This is a genomic window from Botryobacter ruber, assembly GCF_003347595.2.
Classification (GTDB): Bacteria; Bacteroidota; Bacteroidia; order Cytophagales; family Hymenobacteraceae; genus Pontibacter; species Pontibacter ruber_A.
Genome location: NZ_QCZK02000053.1, coordinates 48,625 through 68,143, shown reverse-complemented (window position 1 = coordinate 68,143; position 19,519 = coordinate 48,625). Strand labels below are relative to the sequence as shown.

14 protein-coding genes are annotated in these 19,519 nt (G+C 50.6%); 6 read left to right on the top strand and 8 right to left on the bottom strand.

Translation table 11 applies throughout. From position 1 onward, the window contains the following. Positions 1–18: 18 nt before the first annotated feature. From ilvA to DCW36_RS17560, 6 genes are all read right to left on the bottom strand, one after another. On the bottom strand, positions 19–1,290 hold the full coding sequence (ilvA, locus tag DCW36_RS17585; RefSeq protein WP_114781406.1) for a threonine ammonia-lyase IlvA: 1,272 nt from the start codon (positions 1,288–1,290) through the stop codon (positions 19–21). A gap of 8 nt (positions 1,291–1,298) precedes the next feature. Continuing rightward, positions 1,299–2,345 (bottom strand): ketol-acid reductoisomerase, encoded by a 1,047-nt coding sequence (gene ilvC, locus DCW36_RS17580; RefSeq protein ID WP_114781405.1) that lies wholly within the window; start codon positions 2,343–2,345, stop codon positions 1,299–1,301. Positions 2,346–2,444: 99 nt separating this feature from the next. After that, positions 2,445–3,065, bottom strand: coding sequence for an acetolactate synthase small subunit (gene ilvN, locus DCW36_RS17575; protein WP_114781404.1), 621 nt, complete (start codon positions 3,063–3,065; stop codon positions 2,445–2,447). A 37-nt stretch (positions 3,066–3,102) separates the two neighbouring features. Beyond that, positions 3,103–4,836: a biosynthetic-type acetolactate synthase large subunit gene (gene ilvB / locus DCW36_RS17570; RefSeq protein WP_205702961.1), complete on the bottom strand. Its 1,734-nt coding sequence runs from the start codon at positions 4,834–4,836 to the stop codon at positions 3,103–3,105. Continuing rightward, entirely contained in the window at positions 4,805–6,523 is a 1,719-nt protein-coding gene (gene ilvD, locus DCW36_RS17565; RefSeq protein ID WP_114781402.1) for a dihydroxy-acid dehydratase, read from the bottom strand. Before ilvD ends, ilvB begins: the two co-directional genes overlap by 32 nt. A gap of 434 nt (positions 6,524–6,957) precedes the next feature. Then, on the bottom strand, positions 6,958–7,944 hold the full coding sequence (locus DCW36_RS17560; protein ID WP_114781401.1) for a sulfatase-like hydrolase/transferase: 987 nt from the start codon (positions 7,942–7,944) through the stop codon (positions 6,958–6,960). A gap of 531 nt (positions 7,945–8,475) precedes the next feature. On the opposite strand from DCW36_RS17560, the gene DCW36_RS17555 reads away from it, so the two are divergent. The 3 genes from DCW36_RS17555 to DCW36_RS17545 all read left to right on the top strand — a co-directional run bounded on the left by DCW36_RS17555 (position 8,476) and on the right by DCW36_RS17545 (position 15,228). Then, on the top strand, positions 8,476–11,256 hold the full coding sequence (locus tag DCW36_RS17555; protein ID WP_114781400.1) for a DEAD/DEAH box helicase: 2,781 nt from the start codon (positions 8,476–8,478) through the stop codon (positions 11,254–11,256). A 366-nt stretch (positions 11,257–11,622) separates the two neighbouring features. After that, entirely contained in the window at positions 11,623–13,350 is a 1,728-nt protein-coding gene (locus tag DCW36_RS17550; protein ID WP_114781399.1) for a hypothetical protein, read from the top strand. 60 nt (positions 13,351–13,410) lie between these two features. Next, positions 13,411–15,228, top strand: a complete 1,818-nt coding sequence (locus DCW36_RS17545) for a hypothetical protein (RefSeq protein ID WP_114781398.1) — start codon at positions 13,411–13,413, stop codon at positions 15,226–15,228. 144 nt (positions 15,229–15,372) lie between these two features. Here DCW36_RS17545 and typA read toward each other — a convergent pair whose 3' ends face one another. Further along, positions 15,373–17,184, bottom strand: a complete 1,812-nt coding sequence (typA, locus tag DCW36_RS17540) for a translational GTPase TypA (RefSeq protein WP_114781397.1) — start codon at positions 17,182–17,184, stop codon at positions 15,373–15,375. 214 nt (positions 17,185–17,398) lie between these two features. Between typA and msrB the strand changes: the two genes are divergently transcribed. From msrB to DCW36_RS17525, 3 genes are all read left to right on the top strand, one after another. Beyond that, positions 17,399–17,950 (top strand): peptide-methionine (R)-S-oxide reductase MsrB, encoded by a 552-nt coding sequence (gene msrB / locus DCW36_RS17535; RefSeq protein WP_114781396.1) that lies wholly within the window; start codon positions 17,399–17,401, stop codon positions 17,948–17,950. A gap of 121 nt (positions 17,951–18,071) precedes the next feature. After that, positions 18,072–18,341 carry a hypothetical protein gene (locus DCW36_RS17530; protein WP_240676226.1) on the top strand — a complete coding sequence of 90 codons (270 nt, stop codon included), beginning with the start codon at positions 18,072–18,074 and terminating at the stop codon, positions 18,339–18,341. Positions 18,342–18,479: 138 nt separating this feature from the next. Beyond that, on the top strand, positions 18,480–18,824 hold the full coding sequence (locus DCW36_RS17525) for a hypothetical protein (RefSeq protein WP_125185328.1): 345 nt from the start codon (positions 18,480–18,482) through the stop codon (positions 18,822–18,824). 146 nt (positions 18,825–18,970) lie between these two features. Here the strand turns inward: DCW36_RS17525 and DCW36_RS17520 are convergent, their stop codons facing one another. Further along, positions 18,971–19,186 carry a hypothetical protein gene (locus DCW36_RS17520; protein ID WP_114781395.1) on the bottom strand — a complete coding sequence of 72 codons (216 nt, stop codon included), beginning with the start codon at positions 19,184–19,186 and terminating at the stop codon, positions 18,971–18,973. Positions 19,187–19,519 lie beyond the last annotated feature (333 nt).

Sequence of the window (19,519 nt, the reverse complement as noted above, 5' to 3'; positions counted from 1 at the left end):
TAAATTTCCTGGGGGCGTTTACACCAGCAGGTTCAGGAAATCCTGCCTGCCGTTCAGGTATTCGTAGGTAAAGCCTTCCTCCATCATTTTGAGTTTAATGTTCTCAACATCATGCGGGTGCTTTACTTCGACGCCTATAAACACAGGACCTTTTTCCTTGTTGTTCTTTTTGATATACTGAAAGTGGATAATGTCGTCGTCGGGGTGAAGCACGTTGTTTACGAAGCGCCGCAAAGCGCCAGGCCGCTGATTAAAGTTAATCATGAAGTAATGCTTCAGGCCCTGGTGCTGCATGGCGCGCTCCTTGATATCCTCCATGCGGGTAATATCGTTGTTGCTGCCACTGATTACGCAAACCACATTTTTGCCAACGATTTTATCGGCATACGATTTTAGCGCGGAGATTGATAAGGTGCCCGCAGGCTCCAGTACCACGCCTTCCTCGTTGTACATCTTCAGGATGTCCACACAGATCTGCCCTTCCGGTACCAGTACAATGTCGTCGAGTATTTCTTTGCAGATCTCGAACGTGAGTGCACCGGGACTTTTTACAGCCGCACCATCTACAAAGCTGTCGATGCGGTCAAGGGCCAGGCGCTTATTCTCTTTGATGGACTGGTACATCGACGGAGCGCCAAGCGGCTGTACGCCAATCAGCTTGGTGCCGGGGCTCAGTTGCCTGAACACACTGCCCACGCCCGAGGCTAAACCGCCGCCGCCTATCGGCATAAACAAATAATCTATCCCAAAATTGGCATCTTTGAGTATCTCCAGTCCAACTGTGGCCTGACCTTCTACAATGGCCATGTCGTCGAAAGGCGGGATAAAGGTGCTGTTCCTGCTGTCGCAGAATTCTTTGGCGGCCTTAAACGTATCGTCGTAGGTGTCGCCGGTGAGCACTACTTCTACCTTGTCCTTGCCGAACAGGCGTACTTTGTTTACTTTCTGGGCAGGGGTGTTAGATGGCATAAAGATATAGCCTTTGATGCCGAGCAGCTGGCAGGCATAGGCTACACCCTGGGCATGGTTACCGGCACTTGAGCACACAATTTCACGTGCACTCTCTTCCGGCGTTAACGATGCCATTTTGTTGTAAGCTCCCCTAATCTTATAAGACCGCACTACCTGCAGATCTTCGCGCTTTAAATAAATACTGGCGTTATAGTTCTGAGACAGCCATAAGTTCTGTATCAGGGGAGTTTTAGAAATTACACCTTTCAGGGTTTTGGCTGCCTTCTCTACCTTCTCTAACTGTACGCCGGTACCCAATGTGGCTATATCTTTATCCATTAATTTTATTACTTCTTGCCTGAGCGCAGTTTTCTTACCACAGCTCCGGTTTGCCATAATTCTGATTCACGCAGTTCTTTCAGTTCTGCTTCCAGTTCCTGACGGTATCCTGGCGTAGAACCTCTCTGGATAGTACGGGCTGCTTCTTTACCAGTAGCTACGCTCTCGTAAAGCTCTTCAATAACAGGCTGAGTAGCTTCTTTGAATTTACCTTTCCAGTCAAGGGCACCACGCTGAGCCGTTACAGAGCAGTTAGAGAACATCCAGTCCATACCGTTCTGACCTACCAGTGGCACAAGGCTCTGGGTTAATTCTTCTACTGTTTCGTTGAAAGCCTCAGATGGAGAGTGTCCTTTAGAACGCAGTACTTCGTACTGTGCTTCGATGATACCTGCTAAGGCACCCATCAGCACACCACGCTCACCGGTAAGGTCGCTGTATACTTCTTTTTTGAAATCTGTTTCGAACAGGTAACCAGAACCAACGCCGATACCCATTGCAATTGCTTTCTCATAAGCTTTGCCAGTAGCATCCTGGAAAACAGCGAATGAAGAGTTCAGACCGCCACCTGAAAGGAACAGGCTGCGCAGGCTGGTACCGCTGCCTTTAGGAGCAACCAGGATTACGTCAACGTCTTTAGGAGGTACAATGCCAGTCTGGTCGTGGAATGTGATACCGAAGCCGTGTGAGAAATATAATGTTTTACCTGGCTTCAGTCTTTCTTTGATAGTTGGCCAAACAGCAATCTGACCGGCATCAGAAAGCAGGTTTGCGATGATTGTGCCACGCTCCACTGCTTCTTCGATAGAGAAAAGTGTTTCACCTTCAACCCAACCGTCGCTAATCGCTTTTTCCCATGAAGGAGAATCTTTACGCTGACCAACGATTACATTAAAGCCATTGTCTCTCAGGTTAAGCGCCTGACCAGGACCTTGCACGCCGTAACCAATTACTGCGATAACTTCGTCCTTAAGAACTTCCTGCGCTTTAGAAAGAGGAAATTCGTCACGGGTAATTACTGTTTCGTCTACTCCTCCAAAATTAATTGTTGCCATTTTTGTGTTAGCTTGTTAAGGTTAAAATGTTTAATGGGTAAAGTTAAAAGTTATTTAGCGATTCGCACTAATAAATATCTGATTAAAAGTGAAAAACGCTTACGGATACATCACGTCGTACAAACCTTTTGCCTTGCGGTCGAGGTATTCGTTTTCTACAACATCATGGTGCGGTTCTCTTCCTTCAAACTCACGGAGCTTTCTATTGAAGCCTTCGCTGTGTTTGATAATCGCAATGCGGGCGCTGCGAACAAACTCGATCAGGCCGAACGGCTGCAGTACCTTGATCAGGTTATCGGTTTCTTCGCGGTGGCCTGTGGTTTCAAATACCGTGTAGTCTTTCCTAATCACCACTACGCGGGCTCCGTTTACACGCAGCAGGCGCTCTACCAGTGCTTTTTCCGCAATCACTTCGGTTGGCACTTTGTACAGGGCCATTTCCTGCCAGATTACATCATCGTTGGTATTGTAGTACACTTTCAGTACCTCTACCTGCTTTTCGATCTGGCCTGCCAGTTTCCGTACCACTTCCGGGGTAACGTGTATGACGATCGTGAAACGGTGAATTCCTTCTATTTCGGAGGGAGAAGTATTCAGGCTTTCAATATTCAGTTTTCTGCGGGAGAAAATAGTGGCAATGCGGTTAAGCAAACCAATCTGGTTCTCCGTGTAAACCGTGATATTATATTCCTGCTTCTCGTTATGTGCTTGATTATCCATAGTGTTTCTCTAATCCGGTTTCTCCTGTTACTGAAGACTATTTAAGCCTGATTTCGCTCACACTGCTGCCCTGCGGTACCATCGGGAACACGTTGTTTTCCTTGGTTACCATAACTTCCAGCAGGTAAGAGCCTTTGTGCGTCAGCATTTCGTTTAAGGCCTCGTGCAGGTCTTCGCGTTTGTTTACGCTCTTGCCGGCAATGCGATATGAGCTGGCCAAGGCCACGAAGTCAGGGCTGGTAATGTCCACGAACGAGTAGCGTCTGTCGTGGAATAGCTCCTGCCACTGCCTTACCATGCCCAGGAACTGGTTGTTGAGGATCAGCATCTTCACATCGACACCGCTTTGCATAATGGTACCCAGCTCCTGCAGCGTCATCTGGAAACCGCCGTCACCCATGACGGCTACCACCGTTCTGTCGGGTGCTCCGAATTTGGCGCCGATAGCAGCCGGCAGGGCAAAGCCCATGGTACCCAGGCCACCGCTCGTGATGTTGCTGCGGGTATGGTTGAGTTTGGCATAACGGCAGGCGACCATCTGGTGCTGGCCCACATCGGTTACAATGATGGCTTCGCCTCCGGTAAGCTCATTCAGATGCTGAATTACTTCGCCCATCGTCATTTCGCCCGCAGTCGGGAAGAGCTCCTCCCGGATAACGGCATCTACTTCCTGCTGCTCGTAGTCTTTAAACTTCTGCAGCCATTCCTTGTGTTCTTTCTGCTCAACCAGCTCTGTCAGGGCTGGTAAGGTTTCCTTGCAGTCGCCCCACACGGGAACGGTCGTTTTTACGTTCTTATCAATTTCCGACGGGTCGATGTCCAGGTGGATGACCTTTGCCTGCTTGGCGTATTTGTCCAGTCGCCCGGTTACGCGGTCGTCGAAGCGCATGCCGATGGCAATCAGCACATCACACTCGTTTGTCAGCACGTTCGGACCGTAGTTGCCGTGCATGCCCAGCATGCCCACATTCAGCGGGTGGTCGCTTGGCAGGGCGCCGGCACCCATAATGGTCCAGGCAGACGGAATTCCGGCTTTCTCGATAAACGTTTTAAACTCCTCTTCGGCAGAACCTAATATAACGCCCTGTCCCCAAAGTACAAACGGCTTTTCGGCTGCGTTGATAAGCGCTGCCGCCTGCTCGATATATTCCTTCCGTACAATCGGCTTCGGACGGTAGCTGCGCACATGGGAGCAGGGGGTATAGCCTTTAAACTCGAACTTCTGGAGCTGCGCGTTTTTGGCAATATCTATTAACACCGGCCCCGGACGTCCGCTTTTGGCAAAATGAAATGCCTTGGCCAGTACCTCCGGAATCTCGTTGGCATCGGTTACCTGGTAGTTCCATTTGGTTACAGGCGCAGAGATACTGATAACGTCTGCTTCCTGGAAGGCATCGGTGCCCAGCAGGTGCGCAAACACCTGGCCGGTAATACAAACCAACGGCGTGCTGTCGATCAGGGCATCGGCCAGACCGGTTACCAGGTTCGTGGCGCCGGGACCGCTGGTGGCAAATACCACACCCACCTTGCCGGACGAACGGGCGAAGCCCTGGGCGGCATGGATGCCTCCCTGTTCGTGCCGTACGAGTACGTGCTTCAGTTTATCCTGATAATCGTACAGGGCATCGTAGATCGGCATGATAGCACCACCCGGGTAACCGAAGATCGTATCTACCTGTTCCTGTATCAGAGCCAGTAAAAGTGCTTCAGCTCCGGTTATGGTTGTTGCTTCTTTTGCATCAAGCAGTTCGGTCGCTTGTTTCTCTTTCATTAACATGGGCTTCTTGTAAATCTGTAATACATCCGTGGCTTGCATCGCTAACGGTTCTGACATACTTGAGCAGTACGCCTTTGGTAACATTCGGGGCTGGCTTTACCCACTTCTCGCGGCGGAGGCTCAGCAAGGCCTCATCTACATGCAGGTGGATGGTATTGTTTACCGCATCCAGCGTGATGATGTCGCCGTCTTCCACCAGGGCAATGTTACCGCCATCGAAGGCTTCGGGGGCAATATGCCCAATCACGAAACCATGTGTACCGCCAGAGAAGCGTCCGTCTGTGATCAGGGCTACTTTGTCGCCCAGACCGGCACCCATAATGGCAGAAGTCGGCTTCAGCATTTCCGGCATGCCCGGGCCACCTTTCGGACCTACGTAGCGGATCACCACTACCTGGCCGGCTTTAATTCTGCCTTGCGCAATACCTTCGTTCAGTTCTTCTTCGGAGTTAAACACAATGGCTGGCCCTTCGAAGCGCGTACCTTCCTTGCCGGTTATTTTAGCAACCCCGCTCTTGGTAGCCAGGTTACCGTACAGCACCTGGATGTGGCCGTCCGGTTTAATCGGGTTGGAGAAAGGTCTTAACAGATCCTGCTCTTCACCCAGTGGCTTCACATCAGCCAGGTTCTCGGCAATAGTTTTACCGGTCACGGTCAGCTGGCTTCCGTCTATCAGACCTGCTTCGAGCAGCGTTTTCATGACGGCCGGTACACCACCCATCATGGCCAGGTCTTCCATCAGGTATTTGCCGCTTGGCTTCAGGTCGGCAAGTACCGGTGTGCGGTTGCTTACTGCCTGGAAATCGTCTACCGTCAGTTTAATACCGGCTGCATCTGCTATCGCGATCAGGTGAATAACTGCGTTGGTTGAGCCACCTAAAACAGTGATCAGCACCATGGCATTCTCAAACGAAGCTCTGGTCAGGATGTCGCTTGGCTTCAGGTCTTTCTGGAGTAAGTTCTTTAAGTAATTTCCTATTTTAAGGCATTCTTCTTTTTTATCGGCGCTTGAGGCTGTTCTGGAAGAAGAGTAGGGCAAACTCATACCCAATGCTTCGATAGCTGCGGCCATCGTATTAGCTGTATACATACCGCCACAGGCACCCGGACCCGGACAGGCGTTGCGGATAACACCCCGGAAATCTTCTTCCGATATCTGGCCGTTCAGTTTTTTGCCATACGCCTCAAAGCTGGAAATGATATTGAGCTTCTCACCTTTAAATTCACCGCCTTTGATCGTGCCGCCATACAGCATGATCGAAGGCCTGTTCAGGCGGGCCATGGCGATTAGCGCACCGGGCATGTTTTTGTCACAGCCTACAACCGTTATAAGGCCATCGTAATAATGGGCACCGGAAATTGTTTCGATGGAGTCGGCAATTATTTCACGCGATACGAGCGAAAAACGCATGCCTGGGGTACCGTTTGTAATCCCGTCGCTCACCCCAATGGTATTAAAACGCAGCCCAACCATATCCAGGCCGTTTACGCCAAGCTTCACATTGTCGGCAAGGTCGTTTAAGTGCATGTTGCAGGGATTGCCGTCGAAACCGGTCGAGCAAATACCGACAAAGGGTTTACGAAGGTCAGCTTCTGGTATACCTGAACCAATCAGCATAGATTGTGCTGCCGGCAGGCTGTCGTCCTGGGTGTAGATGCGACTGTATTTATTTAATGCCATTTTGCTTGTAAAAGGTTTTAGTATGAGAATAAGAAAGCAGGTAGGATGTTACCGGACCTGCTCCTTTGCGTTTCTTTTTCAGTGATTTAGCTACCGGCAACAGGTGCAGGCAGCGTAAACAGCTTATTTACTTTTACAAAGTACAGTAATCGGGTGTTGCTGATGAAATCTGCTTTCTACATCCTTACTATTTCTAATCTTGCAATTTAATAAATTAAACAGCTGTAATCCAATAAAATAAAGGATGTTTTGTTACAATCTCAAACGAATTTTTTAGTTGTTGTTATTGCTGGTGTTCGACGCGGATTCCTGCGCCACTTCTTCCTGTAGCTGCCTGAAACAGAAAAATCCTGTCCGGATAAACAAACAGGAAATTGCTGCCCGGTCTCCCGGCTGGGCTCGGAGGATAGGGTTCGTACAGGCCTGAACCAGGGTTACTCTGGCAGCAGCTCTTTTATCTTCTCGCCATTTGCATACGGCATTTCAAACCCAAGCATGCTGGCAACAGTTACAGAAATATCGGTTTGATCGTAGGTCGTGGTAACCTGTTTGTTTTTTGGGACATTGTTCCCGATGGCAAACAAACTGATGTGCCTGCAGCCTTCGCAGTCGTCGCCATGCGATTTGAAGCCGTCGAGGTGGTTGTTCAAATGCCGCCCGTGGTCGTTCGTTACCAGTAACACGGTATTGTTTCGGTAGTGTTTGCTGTTCTGGATGATATCCCAGATTTCGGCTACATAGGCGTCGGTGTCTTTTATGCCTTTCAGGTAATTGTTCCAGCGGCCGGCATGGCCCGAACCGTCGGGCTCCCGGAAGTTGATGAACATCAGGTTTGGCTCGTCGGTTGTCAGCACTTTCCGAATTTCGCGCATCGTTTGCGCATCATTCCGGTAGCCTTGCCCTTTGCCGTTTTCACCACAGTTGGTGGAAGGCGTGTACTTATTATTCCAGTCCGGGTGCTGCGCGTTTGCCAGCACATTCAGCTTGCCTTTGCTTGTAACCAGCCAGGCGCTGGAAGCAGGCTTGCCGGTTTGTTGCAGCCAGAGCTGCAGCAAAGAGGGGTACTGCGGAATTTCGTTTCCGTTATTTTCAATGTCCTGAATCACACCTGTGGCAATGGCGGTATGGCCCGGGTTGGTTTTGGTAAAGCCCATGTTATAAAAGTTTGTAAACAAGGTACCCTGCTCACGAAGCTTCCGGCCCATCTGTGGGATGAGGGTATAGGTAGGATCGCCCCAGGTTTCGGAATAGCGCGGACCATCTATCACCACGATGATCACATTCTCGGTTTTTCCTCCGCCTGCTGGTGCCGTTTCTATGGCCTCGTTCTCGCAGGCCATAAGCGGGGCCAGCGAAACCAGAATGATAGCTAGCAGGAAAAGTAAATGCCTGGTTCCTGCTTTGTATGTCGACTTGTTCATAAGCAAAGGCTGGGGTTTTAAGGTTACAAAAATGAAGGTCCGGAATTAACCAGCGTAAATTATTGCCGGAGTATCTTGTTGAAGGTGCAGATGCTCAGTTAGTTAATAGCGCCCTTTGAAATACTAACAAACATTTTTTTAAACTTGTTCGCAGCAGCAGAAAAAAGTGCGGGTACTGCTTCCGTACTTGTTTTAGAGGAGCAGAAGGAGTGGTGGCAGGTGCAGAATAGTTATTTTGTGATGCTACAGGCTTTCCTGGCTTCAATGCCGCTTTGCCGCTTCATCCGCCATGGGACAGGCAGCAAAAAAGTTTTCTGCAGCTGCCACCACAGCCACTGCTCCTGTTTGCATCCGCTGGCAATGTACCGGGCAGGTAGTAATTGCGGGTGTGTCTGATTATTTTTTAATATTGACCTCTAGTAGCACCTGGCAGCGCAGCCCCGACATACAATGCCAGTACATTTACGTATGCTGTTGCTGTAGTTAAGTGAAAGCTGCCCTTCGTATCAGAATTTAAACAGATCAGCGCCCATGGCTAAAGATATGCCCTCTATTTTCGACAGGCTGCAGAAAAAGACTGTAGCACCTCCAAAAGCAAAGAAAGCTCCTGATGTGTTTTTCAGGCTGAATTTCGACGCCTTTGGCGCCTACATCACCACCACCGATGCGACGGGCGCCACTGTGGAGCCCGACTACCGCAGCTACAGCGGCGCCGTGCGCGATGTGCTGCGCTCCATCGACAGCATCCGGGAACACAACGACTTCGTGATTGACTGGGAGAAACCGTCGGATAACATTTACCTGGCCGAACACGACTACCTGGTCCGCCAGCTGGCCGACTGCCCCAACGTAGTGGACAGGCACGGCGATCCGGTAACGTTCAAACCCGACCATGGAAAGCTGGAACTGGAACTTGACGAAACCGACACGCATATTACCAGCAAACTGCAGCTCGAGTACGAGGGAGAGGTACTGCTCGTGGAACAGCTCCTGAACGAAAATCATGTGTTTGCCGAAGGACACGTTTACGAGGTGCTGCCGGTGGGCGACGCTTTCGGTAACCTGCCCTATTTTACGACAAAAGTGCCGAAGAAGGAGCTGGAAAAGTTTCTGTCGCTGGCCTTTAGCTACTTCGATAACCTGCAGGTACGCTACCAGGACTTCCAGCTGGTGTTGGGCAAAGAGCCGCTAACGGCGCAGCCGAGCCTGGCTTTCGAGCGCATCGACCCCGAAAACTCGCTCTACCTGCGCGTGACGCACACGTTGCCCGGTTTCGATATCGACCTGCTCGACCGCTACGAAATAAGCAAGGTGGCGCGGCTCAACGAGATGGAGCATGCCATTGTAGTGCGGGAGCTGGCGGAAACAGATACCGACGAGCTGCTGAGCGAGGTAACCTACATGCTCCGCAAGCACAGGAAAGGCAGGCGCGGCACCAATTTCGAAATAGACGAAAACCTGCTCATCATTCCCGAAGATGTGGCCAAGGAGTTTATCCAGAAAGACCTGCCGCTGCTGCTGGGCAAGTACGCGCTGTTCGGGGCCGAAAAACTGAAAGAATACAAGGTGCGCCCGGTGCAGCCCCGCCTCAACGTGAAGCTGGGCTCGGGCATCGACTTTTTCGAGGGCGATGCGTCGCTGGAGATAGAAGGGCAGGAGTTCAACCTCTTCGATGCCATCAACCAGTACCGCAAAAATGCCTACATCACCCTCTCCGACGGCACCAACGCCATCATCAACCAGGCTTATATCCAGAAGCTGGAGCGCATTTTCCGGAAACAGAAGAAAGGAGTGAAGCTTTCGTTTTTCGATTTGCCGCTGGTAGAGGAACTGCTGGGGGAGCAGCTCGAGAGCCAAACATTTGAGAAGTCGCGGGAGGTGTTTCAGGGTTTTAACAAACTCAAAGACCAGAAGCCGAAGCTGCCGAAAGTTAATGCCGAGCTGCGCCCCTACCAGGTGCAGGGCTACAAATGGCTCAACTACCTCCACGACACCGGCCTCGGGGGCTGCCTCGCCGACGACATGGGCCTGGGCAAAACGCTGCAGACGATCACGCTGCTTTCTAAGATTTACCCGAAGCAGAAGGTGTCGTCGCTGGTGGTGATGCCTAAAAGTTTGCTGTTTAACTGGGAAAACGAAGTGCGCAAGTTCAACTCCGCCATCAGCACCTACACCTACTACGGCAGCAACCGCAACCTCGACGAAGCCATGGAGCACCACCTCGTCCTCACCACCTACGCCATGGTGCGCAACGACATCGAGGCGTTTAAGGAACGGGAGTTTTATTACGTGATCCTGGACGAGTCGCAGAACGTGAAGAACCTACAGGCGCAGACCACCAAAGCCGTCATGCTGCTGCAGAGCAAGCACCGCCTGGCTCTCAGTGGTACACCCATCGAAAACAACCTGGGCGAGCTCTACGCGCTGTTCCGTTTCCTGAACCCCGCCATGTTCGGCTCGGCCGAAGATTTTAACGAACACTACGCGCTGCCCATCCAGAAAGACAACGACAAAGACGCGACCGAACAGCTGCGCCGCAAGATTTACCCTTTCATCCTGCGTCGCCTCAAGAAGAACGTGCTCAAGGAGCTGCCCGCCAAAATGGAGCAGACGCTGTATGTGGAGATGAGCAACGAGCAGAAGAAGTTTTACGAGCAGCGCCGCCAGTACTTCTACGAGTCTATAAACAACCAGATTGAGCAGAACGGGGTGCAGAAGTCGCAGTTCTTTATTTTGCAGGCGCTGAGCGAGCTGCGCCAGATTGCCACCATCCCTGAATCCAAAACCGACGGCCAGATTGTGTCGCCCAAGCGGGAGCTGCTGATAGAGCAGGTACTCGACGCCGCCGCCAATGGGCACAAGGTGCTGGTGTTCGCCAACTTTATAGCGGCAGTGGAGATAATTGGCGAAGAACTCGAAAATGCCGGCATCGACTACGTATCCATGACTGGCGCCACCCGCGACCGGCAGGTGCTCGTGAACCGCTTCCAGAACGACCCCGTCTGCAAAGTATTTTTGATGACGCTCAAAACCGGTGGCGTCGGCCTCAACCTCACCGCCGCCGACATGGTGTTCATCTTCGACCCCTGGTGGAACAAAGCCGCCGAAAACCAGGCCATCGACCGCACCCACCGCATCGGGCAGCAGAAAACCGTGATGAGCTACAAACTCATCACCAAAGGCACCATCGAAGAAAAAATACTGCTGCTCCAGGAACAAAAGAAAGAACTCGTCGACAGCATCGTCTCCAGCGACAGCGCCTCCATCAAATCGCTTAACGAGCAGGATGTGGAGTTTATCTTGGGAGTTTAGGAGTTTGAGAGTTTGGGAGTTTGGGAGGTAAAAAGGTAGAGAAGTAGTGATTTGTAGGGTTGAAAACTTTCAACCCTATAATCTTCAACCCTGTACCAGAGAGGTAGAAAGGCTGGGGGTATGGCTGTAGAGACGCGGTGCCCGCGGCTCCTGCACGAACCACAGACAAACCCAATCCTGTTATTCCTTAAATCTTCTTCATCTTGTTCAGAAAAAAAATCCAGTTAATCCCAAAATCTGACGAATCCGAATTCAGACAAAAAGACAAACATAAAATCACAAAAATCATTTCATCACTACCATCAACGGTCAAAATCAGGTTAATCAAAAAAATCACCGTAAATCAAAGGTTAAGACAAAGTTTCAATGTCCTCCACGAAAGAAATAAGCAAAATCCTCAACAGTTACAGCACCACGCAACTCACGCGTGTATATGATGAATTCCTGCGGGATTTTGTACAATCGCAGCAGGAGCTGTTCCGGAAGCATGGCGTTGTGCCGGTCAGCTACATGGACCGGAAAGGCATTACGGAAGCCATGGCTGCTGTTTATTTTTACCAGGATTTGTTTGAAGCCTTCCTGGCCGTGCAGCCAGAGGAGCTGGCAAAGGCTTTTCTTTCTGTTATCTGGGACGGGAAGCAGCGCGTCGATTTTCTGGAGGAAAAGTACGGCGTGCAGTTAGTTAACCCGGAGGCACGCATAAAGGTGCCCCTCGAATCGCTGCTGCCGGTATGCCTGTTCCTGAAGGTAGGTTACAAAAGCACAACCGGCTCCGATAAAAAGCTGCCTTACTACGACCTGGAACTCGACCTGGACCCGGACATCCGCCGCCATGTAAAAACCATCACCGAGCCACCCGTAAACGCGGAATTGCAACCGGTGCGTGAACTGCCGGAAGAAGTGCAGGTGTTCGGGGCGCCTGCTTTTTTCGATGAGTACATCACACTGCGCACCTACCTGGAGCAGAACCCGAAGGAAAAGCTGACAATTCCTAATATTAAGCGGGTGCAGAAGCAACTGCAGATACAGGAATTTTACCCAACTGATAAACAGCTGAGCTACCTGCGTACGCGCCTCCTGCTACAGTTTATAAGTATCTGCCTGCCTAAAAAACCAAAGTCAACGGAGGTGCATGAGCAGCTAAAGGAAGCATTTGAACGCTATAAGCAATGGTGGTACCAGAATCTGCCCCACCTGCTCTTCCACCTGAAAGGGAAAAAAACGCTTATTACCGAATCTTCAACTGTCAACAAAGTCCTTTTCGAAACGTTGCCGGAGCTTCCCTACATGCAGTGGGTAACGGCAGATAACCTGGTGGCCCACATCCGCTACCGGAGGCCGGAGCTGCTGCCTTTCCAAATGTACATGGTCCGGAACCTGCTGTACGTGGAGCAGGGAGTCCGGAAAAACGAACTCTTTGTGGATGATACCACGTACTTTTCCCTCATCACAGAACCCCTCATCAAAGGCTCGTTCTTTCTCTACGCCGCATTGGGTCTGGTAGATATTGCCTACACACTGCCGTCAGCCGATGCTGTTTCTGCTTTTGACGGGCTTGCTTATGTTCGCCTCACGCCGCTGGGTGCCTACGTTTGCGGCCGCAACCCAGCCTACCAGCCGCCTGTAGCGGAAGCGGGTGCCGTCGGGTTTGAACTGGACGAGCACCGCCTGCTCATCAGCGTGACCGGCACCAGCAAAATGAATGTGCTCCTGCTGGAGAAGTACGCCGGTAAAACCGGCGAAAACCTGTACAAAGTAAGCTACGAGAGTTTCCTGAGCGGCTGCAACACGCGCAAAGACATCGAGAACAAGATCAGCAGCTTCGAAAAAGAAATAAGTGCGGAGCTGCCCCCTGTGTGGGTGAATTTTATGGCAAGCCTGCTGGCGCGCCACAACCGCCTGCGCCTGCGCCACGACTGCCGCATCTACCGTTTGCCCCCGGAGGATAAAGAACTGGTTGCGCTGGTGGCACGGGATGAAGTGCTGAAGAGCCTGGTGCAGAAGGCGGAGGAATACCAGGTGCTGGTGAAGGATACAGATGTGCCGAAGTTCAGGGCGCGGCTGCGGCAGTTCGGGTATTTGTTTCAGGATTAATGATTAATGAACCGCAAACCTGGTAAGGTCTCAGACTACCCGGTAGCAAGACAATGTTGTATGAATACATTTGATGAATTTTTAGAAGTAATAGATAAAGCTTACAACAAAGCTAATCTGGAGAAATTCTATAATGCTTTTCTGTTGGGTTTCCTGCAACAAAACGAGAAACTGCTGCAGAATAAGAGGTACGATACGTCAATGCTGCAAAAGAAAAAGCTCGTGAAGCAGGAACTTGTGGTGGCTTTTGCCGGTGTGCTGTACGACAAGGAACTGTTCAACCTCTTCCGCGATGCATTACCCGTGCCGCTGCCCCAGGTCTGGGAAAGGCTATTGCTGGAAGGGCCGGCAATGAATTACGACCTGGAAAAGGAATACGGAGTGAAAATTGCCCTTTCGCAAAAGAAGTACAGTTCTGAGCCTGAAATAGAGCCACTTTTTCTGTGCTTTTCCTTTAAGTCGGAATTTGTCTATCAAACCTACGGACAGCCGCAGAAGTATAAAATAATGTTTTTTCTGGTGCCGGATATTAGGCGACACTTGCTCTCGCACATACCGGTACCAGATGAATTCAGACTACAACCTGTTGCGAAGCCAGAGGACGTTGATTTTATTTACGAAGATAATAATACCATTCTGGAAGAGATGCCGCTCTTTCTGGCGTACTACCTGCAGGGCGATGTGAAGTACACCAACACCGGCAAACCAATGGCTGGCTCTGTGAACAAGATGCGGAAGTTCTGCAACAGCCGCGAATTTTTCCCTGAGGATAAAGAGCACAAAGAGTTAATTAATCTACGGTCGCAGCTGGTGGCGGATGCGCTGACGCTTACAGGTAAACAAGAGCAGGTGACGGCAAACGTTCCGGAGCTGCTGAAGACTATTGTAGCTAATTTTGAAGCAGGACACCTGTCTGCGCTTTACAGCCTGCTCTTACACCTGAAAGGCACCGGGTATGTAAAGAACAATTATGAATTTGCGGGCATCAACAAGGTGCTGGTTTCTGTCCTGGAACATCTGCCGCAGGGCGACTGGTATACGTTTGATAACCTCAAGCGTCATGTGGGGCTCTTTTTTCCGCCGATTATGCCTGTATCTTACCCGGTTGCACAAAATTACCTCTACCTCGAGATAGTGGTAAAGAGCCAGTACGGAAACTTTAAAGACAGGTATCACCCCAAAGAGAGCGGCTACCCTGACCTCATTTCATACCCGCTGCTGAAGGCGGCCGTGTTCTTCTTCGCAGCCCTCGGCCTTGCAGACATTGCGTACGATTATCCCAAAAATGAGGCGGCAGAACAGTACGGGCTGGACTATATTTCAGTGTGGGACGGCCTGCGTTACGTGCGCCTCACGCCGCTGGGCGCTTACGTGCTGGGCCAGACAGAATTCTACGAACCGCCCAAAGTAGAGAAATCCGGGCAACTGTACCTGGAGGAGGACCTGCTCATCATCAACTACACCGGCGAGGATAAGGTCACGACCATGATGCTGGAGAAAGTAGCTTCCAAGAGCACTGCCACCCGCTACAAAGTCGACTACCAGACCTTCCTGAAAGACTGCGCCACCCGTAAAGACATCGAAAACAAAATAGAGGTATTCCGGGTACACATCGAGCCGAAGCCGCCGCAGGTGTGGGAGAATTTCTTCCAGGAGCTGCTCGACAAGTACAACCCGCTGCAGAAACAAGCTAAATTCCGCGTGTTCAGCATCCCGGCCGACAACAAGGAACTCATCGCCCTGCTGGCCCGCGACGAGGTGCTGAAGAAGCTGGTCATAAAGGCAGAACAATACCACATCCTGGTGAAAGAAACCGATATGGCAGTACTGCGGGCAAGGCTGGAGAAATTCGGCTTTCTGCTGGAGCGGGGAAAGTAATGCTGAGCGTTTTTTGTCTTCTGCAGCTGCCACCACACCCACAGCTCCTCCTTTTTCTATGGCAAACAGCCGGCAGGAAACAAAAAAGCGGCTGCCAGATTTCTCAGGCAGCCGCTTTTTTGTTTATGTAGTTGAAACTTCTGCTTACGCTTCCGCTTCTGCTTTAGACTTGCGGTTACGCTCAGTCTCATCCAGGTAAATCTTACGCATACGGATGCTCTTCGGCGTTACCTCCAGGTACTCATCCTTCTGGATGTATTCCATGGCTTCTTCCAGGGAGAATTGCTTGGCTGGCGCAATTTTTACGTTGTCGTCAGAACCGGAGGCACGCATGTTGGTCAGCTTCTTGCCTTTCTGGATGTTTACCGTGATGTCGTTCTGGCGGTTGTGTTCGCCAATTACCTGGCCCATATACACATCCACACCCGGATCTACGAAGAACACACCACGGTCCTGCAGCTTGTCGATTGAATAAGCCGTACCTGGGCCAGTTTCCATCGAGATGATAGAACCGTTGTTACGTCCCGGGATCGGGCCTTTGAATGGTTCGTAGCTCTGGAAGCGGTGGTTCATGATGGCCTCACCAGCTGTGGCGGTAAGCACGTTGTTACGCAGACCGATCAGACCGCGGGCCGGGATGTTGAACTCCAGGTGCTGCAGGTCGCCTTTCGGCTCCATGATCGTCAGCTCGCCTTTGCGCTGCGTTACCAGCTCAATTACTTTACCGGCAGTTTCTTCCGGAACGTCTACTACCAGGTGCTCGATTGGCTCGTGGCGCTGTCCGTCAATTTCTTTAAAGATTACCTGTGGCTGACCTACCTGCAGCTCGTATCCTTCACGGCGCATGGTTTCGATCAGTACAGACAAGTGGAGGATACCACGTCCGAAAACCAGGAAAGTATCTTCGCGGTCGGTTTCCTGTACGCGCAGGGCCAGGTTTTTCTCAGTTTCCTTGAACAGGCGGTCGCGCAGGTGGCGCGATGTCACGAACTTACCTTCTTTACCGAAGAAAGGCGAGTTGTTGATCGTGAACAGCATGTTCATGGTTGGCTCGTCGATGGAGATACGGGTTAATGGCTCCGGATTCTCGGCATCGGCAATGGTATCGCCAATGTCAAAACCTTCGATACCGGTTACGGCGCAGATTTCACCGGATTCTACTTGCGGTACGGTCTTTTTGCCAAGTCCTTCGAACACCTGTAGTTCTTTGATGCGGCCTTTCTTGATGCTGCCATCGGCTTTGCACAAGCTGATCGGCATTCCTTCTTTCAGGACGCCACGGTGCACACGGCCAATCGCGATACGACCTACGAAAGAAGAGTAGTCGAGGGAAGTGATCTGCATCTGCGGCGTACCTTCGTGGTAAGGAGCAGGTGGAATTACTTCGATGATGGCATCTAATAAAGGCGTGATGTCTTCGGTTTTCTTCTGCCAGTCCAGGCTCATCCAGCCTTGCTTTGAAGAACCGTAGAGCGTTACGAAGTCCAGCTGGTCTTCAGTCGCGTCGAGGTTGAACATCAGGTCGAATACCTGCTCGTGCACCTCATCCGGGCGGCAGTTTTCTTTGTCTACTTTGTTTACCACCACAATTGGTTTCAGGCCCAGCTGGATCGCTTTGCCCAGTACGAAACGGGTTTGTGGCATGGCTCCTTCAAAGGCGTCTACCAGCAGGAGTACACCATCAGCCATTTTCAGCACACGCTCTACCTCACCGCCGAAGTCGGCGTGACCAGGGGTGTCGATAATGTTGATTTTAACGTCTTTATAACGAACCGACACGTTCTTAGAAACGATCGTGATACCACGCTCGCGCTCCAGGTCGTTGTTGTCCAGAATAAGGTCGTCAAACTGCTGGTGCTCTGCGAATAGCTTGGAAGCATGGATGATCTTGTCCACGAGCGTAGTTTTGCCGTGGTCTACGTGTGCGATAATCGCAATATTTCGAATATTTTGCATTGAATTGGTTTTTCGAGCCGCAAAAGTACTAAAAAGGCTTCATACTTTCACTAGGTCGCTCGAAATAAACAGGTTAGGTTATTAATTAATTATTTCAGGCCGGCATTTTACGGGCTACTACTCCAACACAGGCAGCTTAAAGTTTGTTTCCTAAGGAGTTAGATATTTTCTGATCCGGGTAAGCCGGATGTGTTTCCGGACCGTAAACAGAAGTATGAATGCAATTTATTTTTTTACGCTCCTGGCTTCGTTCAGCCTGCTATCCTGCAGCCAGCAGGAAAAATCAACGGAACTTTCCTACACCACAGCCACCGCCGGCCAGGATCCGTTGCCCGATTATGTCCGGAAAGCGCTGAACAGCGAACCGCTGACCGATACCGTAGTGCACACGGAGGCGGAGTGGCGCAGGCTGCTTACAAAGGAGGAGTACCATGTGCTGCGGGAAGACGGGACGGAGCCGGCTTTCAGGAACGAGTATAACAAAAACAAAGCGGAAGGCATCTACTATTGTGCTGCCTGTCATAACCCCATGTTTACTTCCTATACCAAGTTCGAGTCCGGTACCGGGTGGCCCAGCTTTTATGCGCCCATTGCGAAAGAGCGAGTAAAAGAGGTAAAAGACAGATCGTTAGGCATGGTGAGAACCGAAGTGGAATGTGCCCGTTGCGGCTCCCACATCGGGCATGTTTTCCGGGATGGTCCAAAGCCAACCGGGCTGCGTTACTGCCTCAACTCCCTAGCGCTCGACTTCGAGAAAAAACCATAAGCTGCAGCGCTATTGCCAGCCTGGATTAAATTAACATTCCGGTGATTGAACATTATCGCGCTTACAATTAACAATCTTTCGGAGCCCGCCGTACTTTATGCTAAACTAAAAAGATAAAACCATGACAGAACTACACTCCGAAGCAGACAATATAGAAGGAGCTGCCAATTGCATACTGGACGCTTTTAAGGAAAAAAACATAAAGGCAGGAGAGGTGCTGCCCTACCAGCAACTGTACCCCTACCTGCAGGAGAAATATCCTAATTACAAAGATGTACAGAAAGAGGCGGAGCATCACCTGGCCAAAGAAGCCTACGTCAATCCCGCGCCCGATGGCCTGATGCTGACGCAGGTGGGCTATAATGTTCTGCAAGGCAAGCAGGCTGAATAGTTTATAGCGCCTTGTTTTCTTTCTGCTCCTGTTATAGCACAGTGGCAGTTGCCATGTTTTAGGCTTTTATACTTTTTTACCCGTATACTTAATAATGCGTCTCTTTTCAGGGATGCTTATGGTATAATTTTAAGAGCTATGAAAACATATATAAAGCAGCTGCTAGGCGTACTGATGGTGAGCCTCGTTTCCTGTACGTCGTTGTCGGAGGGAGGAAATGCCGATATGGCGCCCCATCCGGACCATGAAAAAAGGGTAAGATTGCAGCATACCGGACAAAACAACATGTACCTGATGCGGGAGCGAATGGAGAAGCAGTCCAGCGAGATCAACCGGAAACGGAACATCGAAGAAGCGGGTTCCGGTACCGATGCACCGGCTACTACGCCTCCCCAGTTGCGCCCAACACGAACGCCAAACGCACCGATAGACTCCACCCGGCACAATACAGGATGGCCCCAGCAAATAAGGTCTCCCCGCTAAATCAAAATGTTTTATGGATCAAAAAAAGCAGTGGTTCCTTTAAACAAGGAGCCACTGCTTTTTTATGTGTGTGTGCTTCTTCAGGTCTGCTGCGGCTGTCACCACAGCCTCTGCGCAGCAAAAATTGGCTGTCGGTATTTTGTTCGCTATTCCTTTTCGTCTACATCCAGCGGCTCCTCGTCCGGGTGCAGTTCATCAGGCTCAATGTCGATGTACACTTCGTTTTCGGGTGGTGTGGTATCCGATTCATGGTCGGCATCTCGGGGGGCAGGCTTGTCCGACAACTTCTGGTTATGATTTTTATTTTCTCCCAGCGCGTCGCCATCCCCTTTCCGGGTCTTGGGGTTATGCATGTGTTTCATGTGGGTATGGGTAAGGTGATATCTTTAGTACGAAAAAAATGTGAAAAACAGCTGAAAGTTGAGCCCCCAAACCCTGGAAACGCTCTGCTGCACCTGCCACCACAGCCGCTGCTGTTTGTCGGAACCTTTGATTTACGGTGATTTTTTTGATTAACCTGATTTTGAACCGTTGATGGTAGTGATGAAATGATTTTTGTGATTTTATGTTTGTCTTTTTGTCTGAATCAGGATTAAGCGGATTAAAGGAATTTTCAGGATTGGGTTTGTCTGAACAAGATTAAGAAGATTTAAGGAATACCAGGATTGTTTGGATTTGCCTGTGGTTCGTGCAGG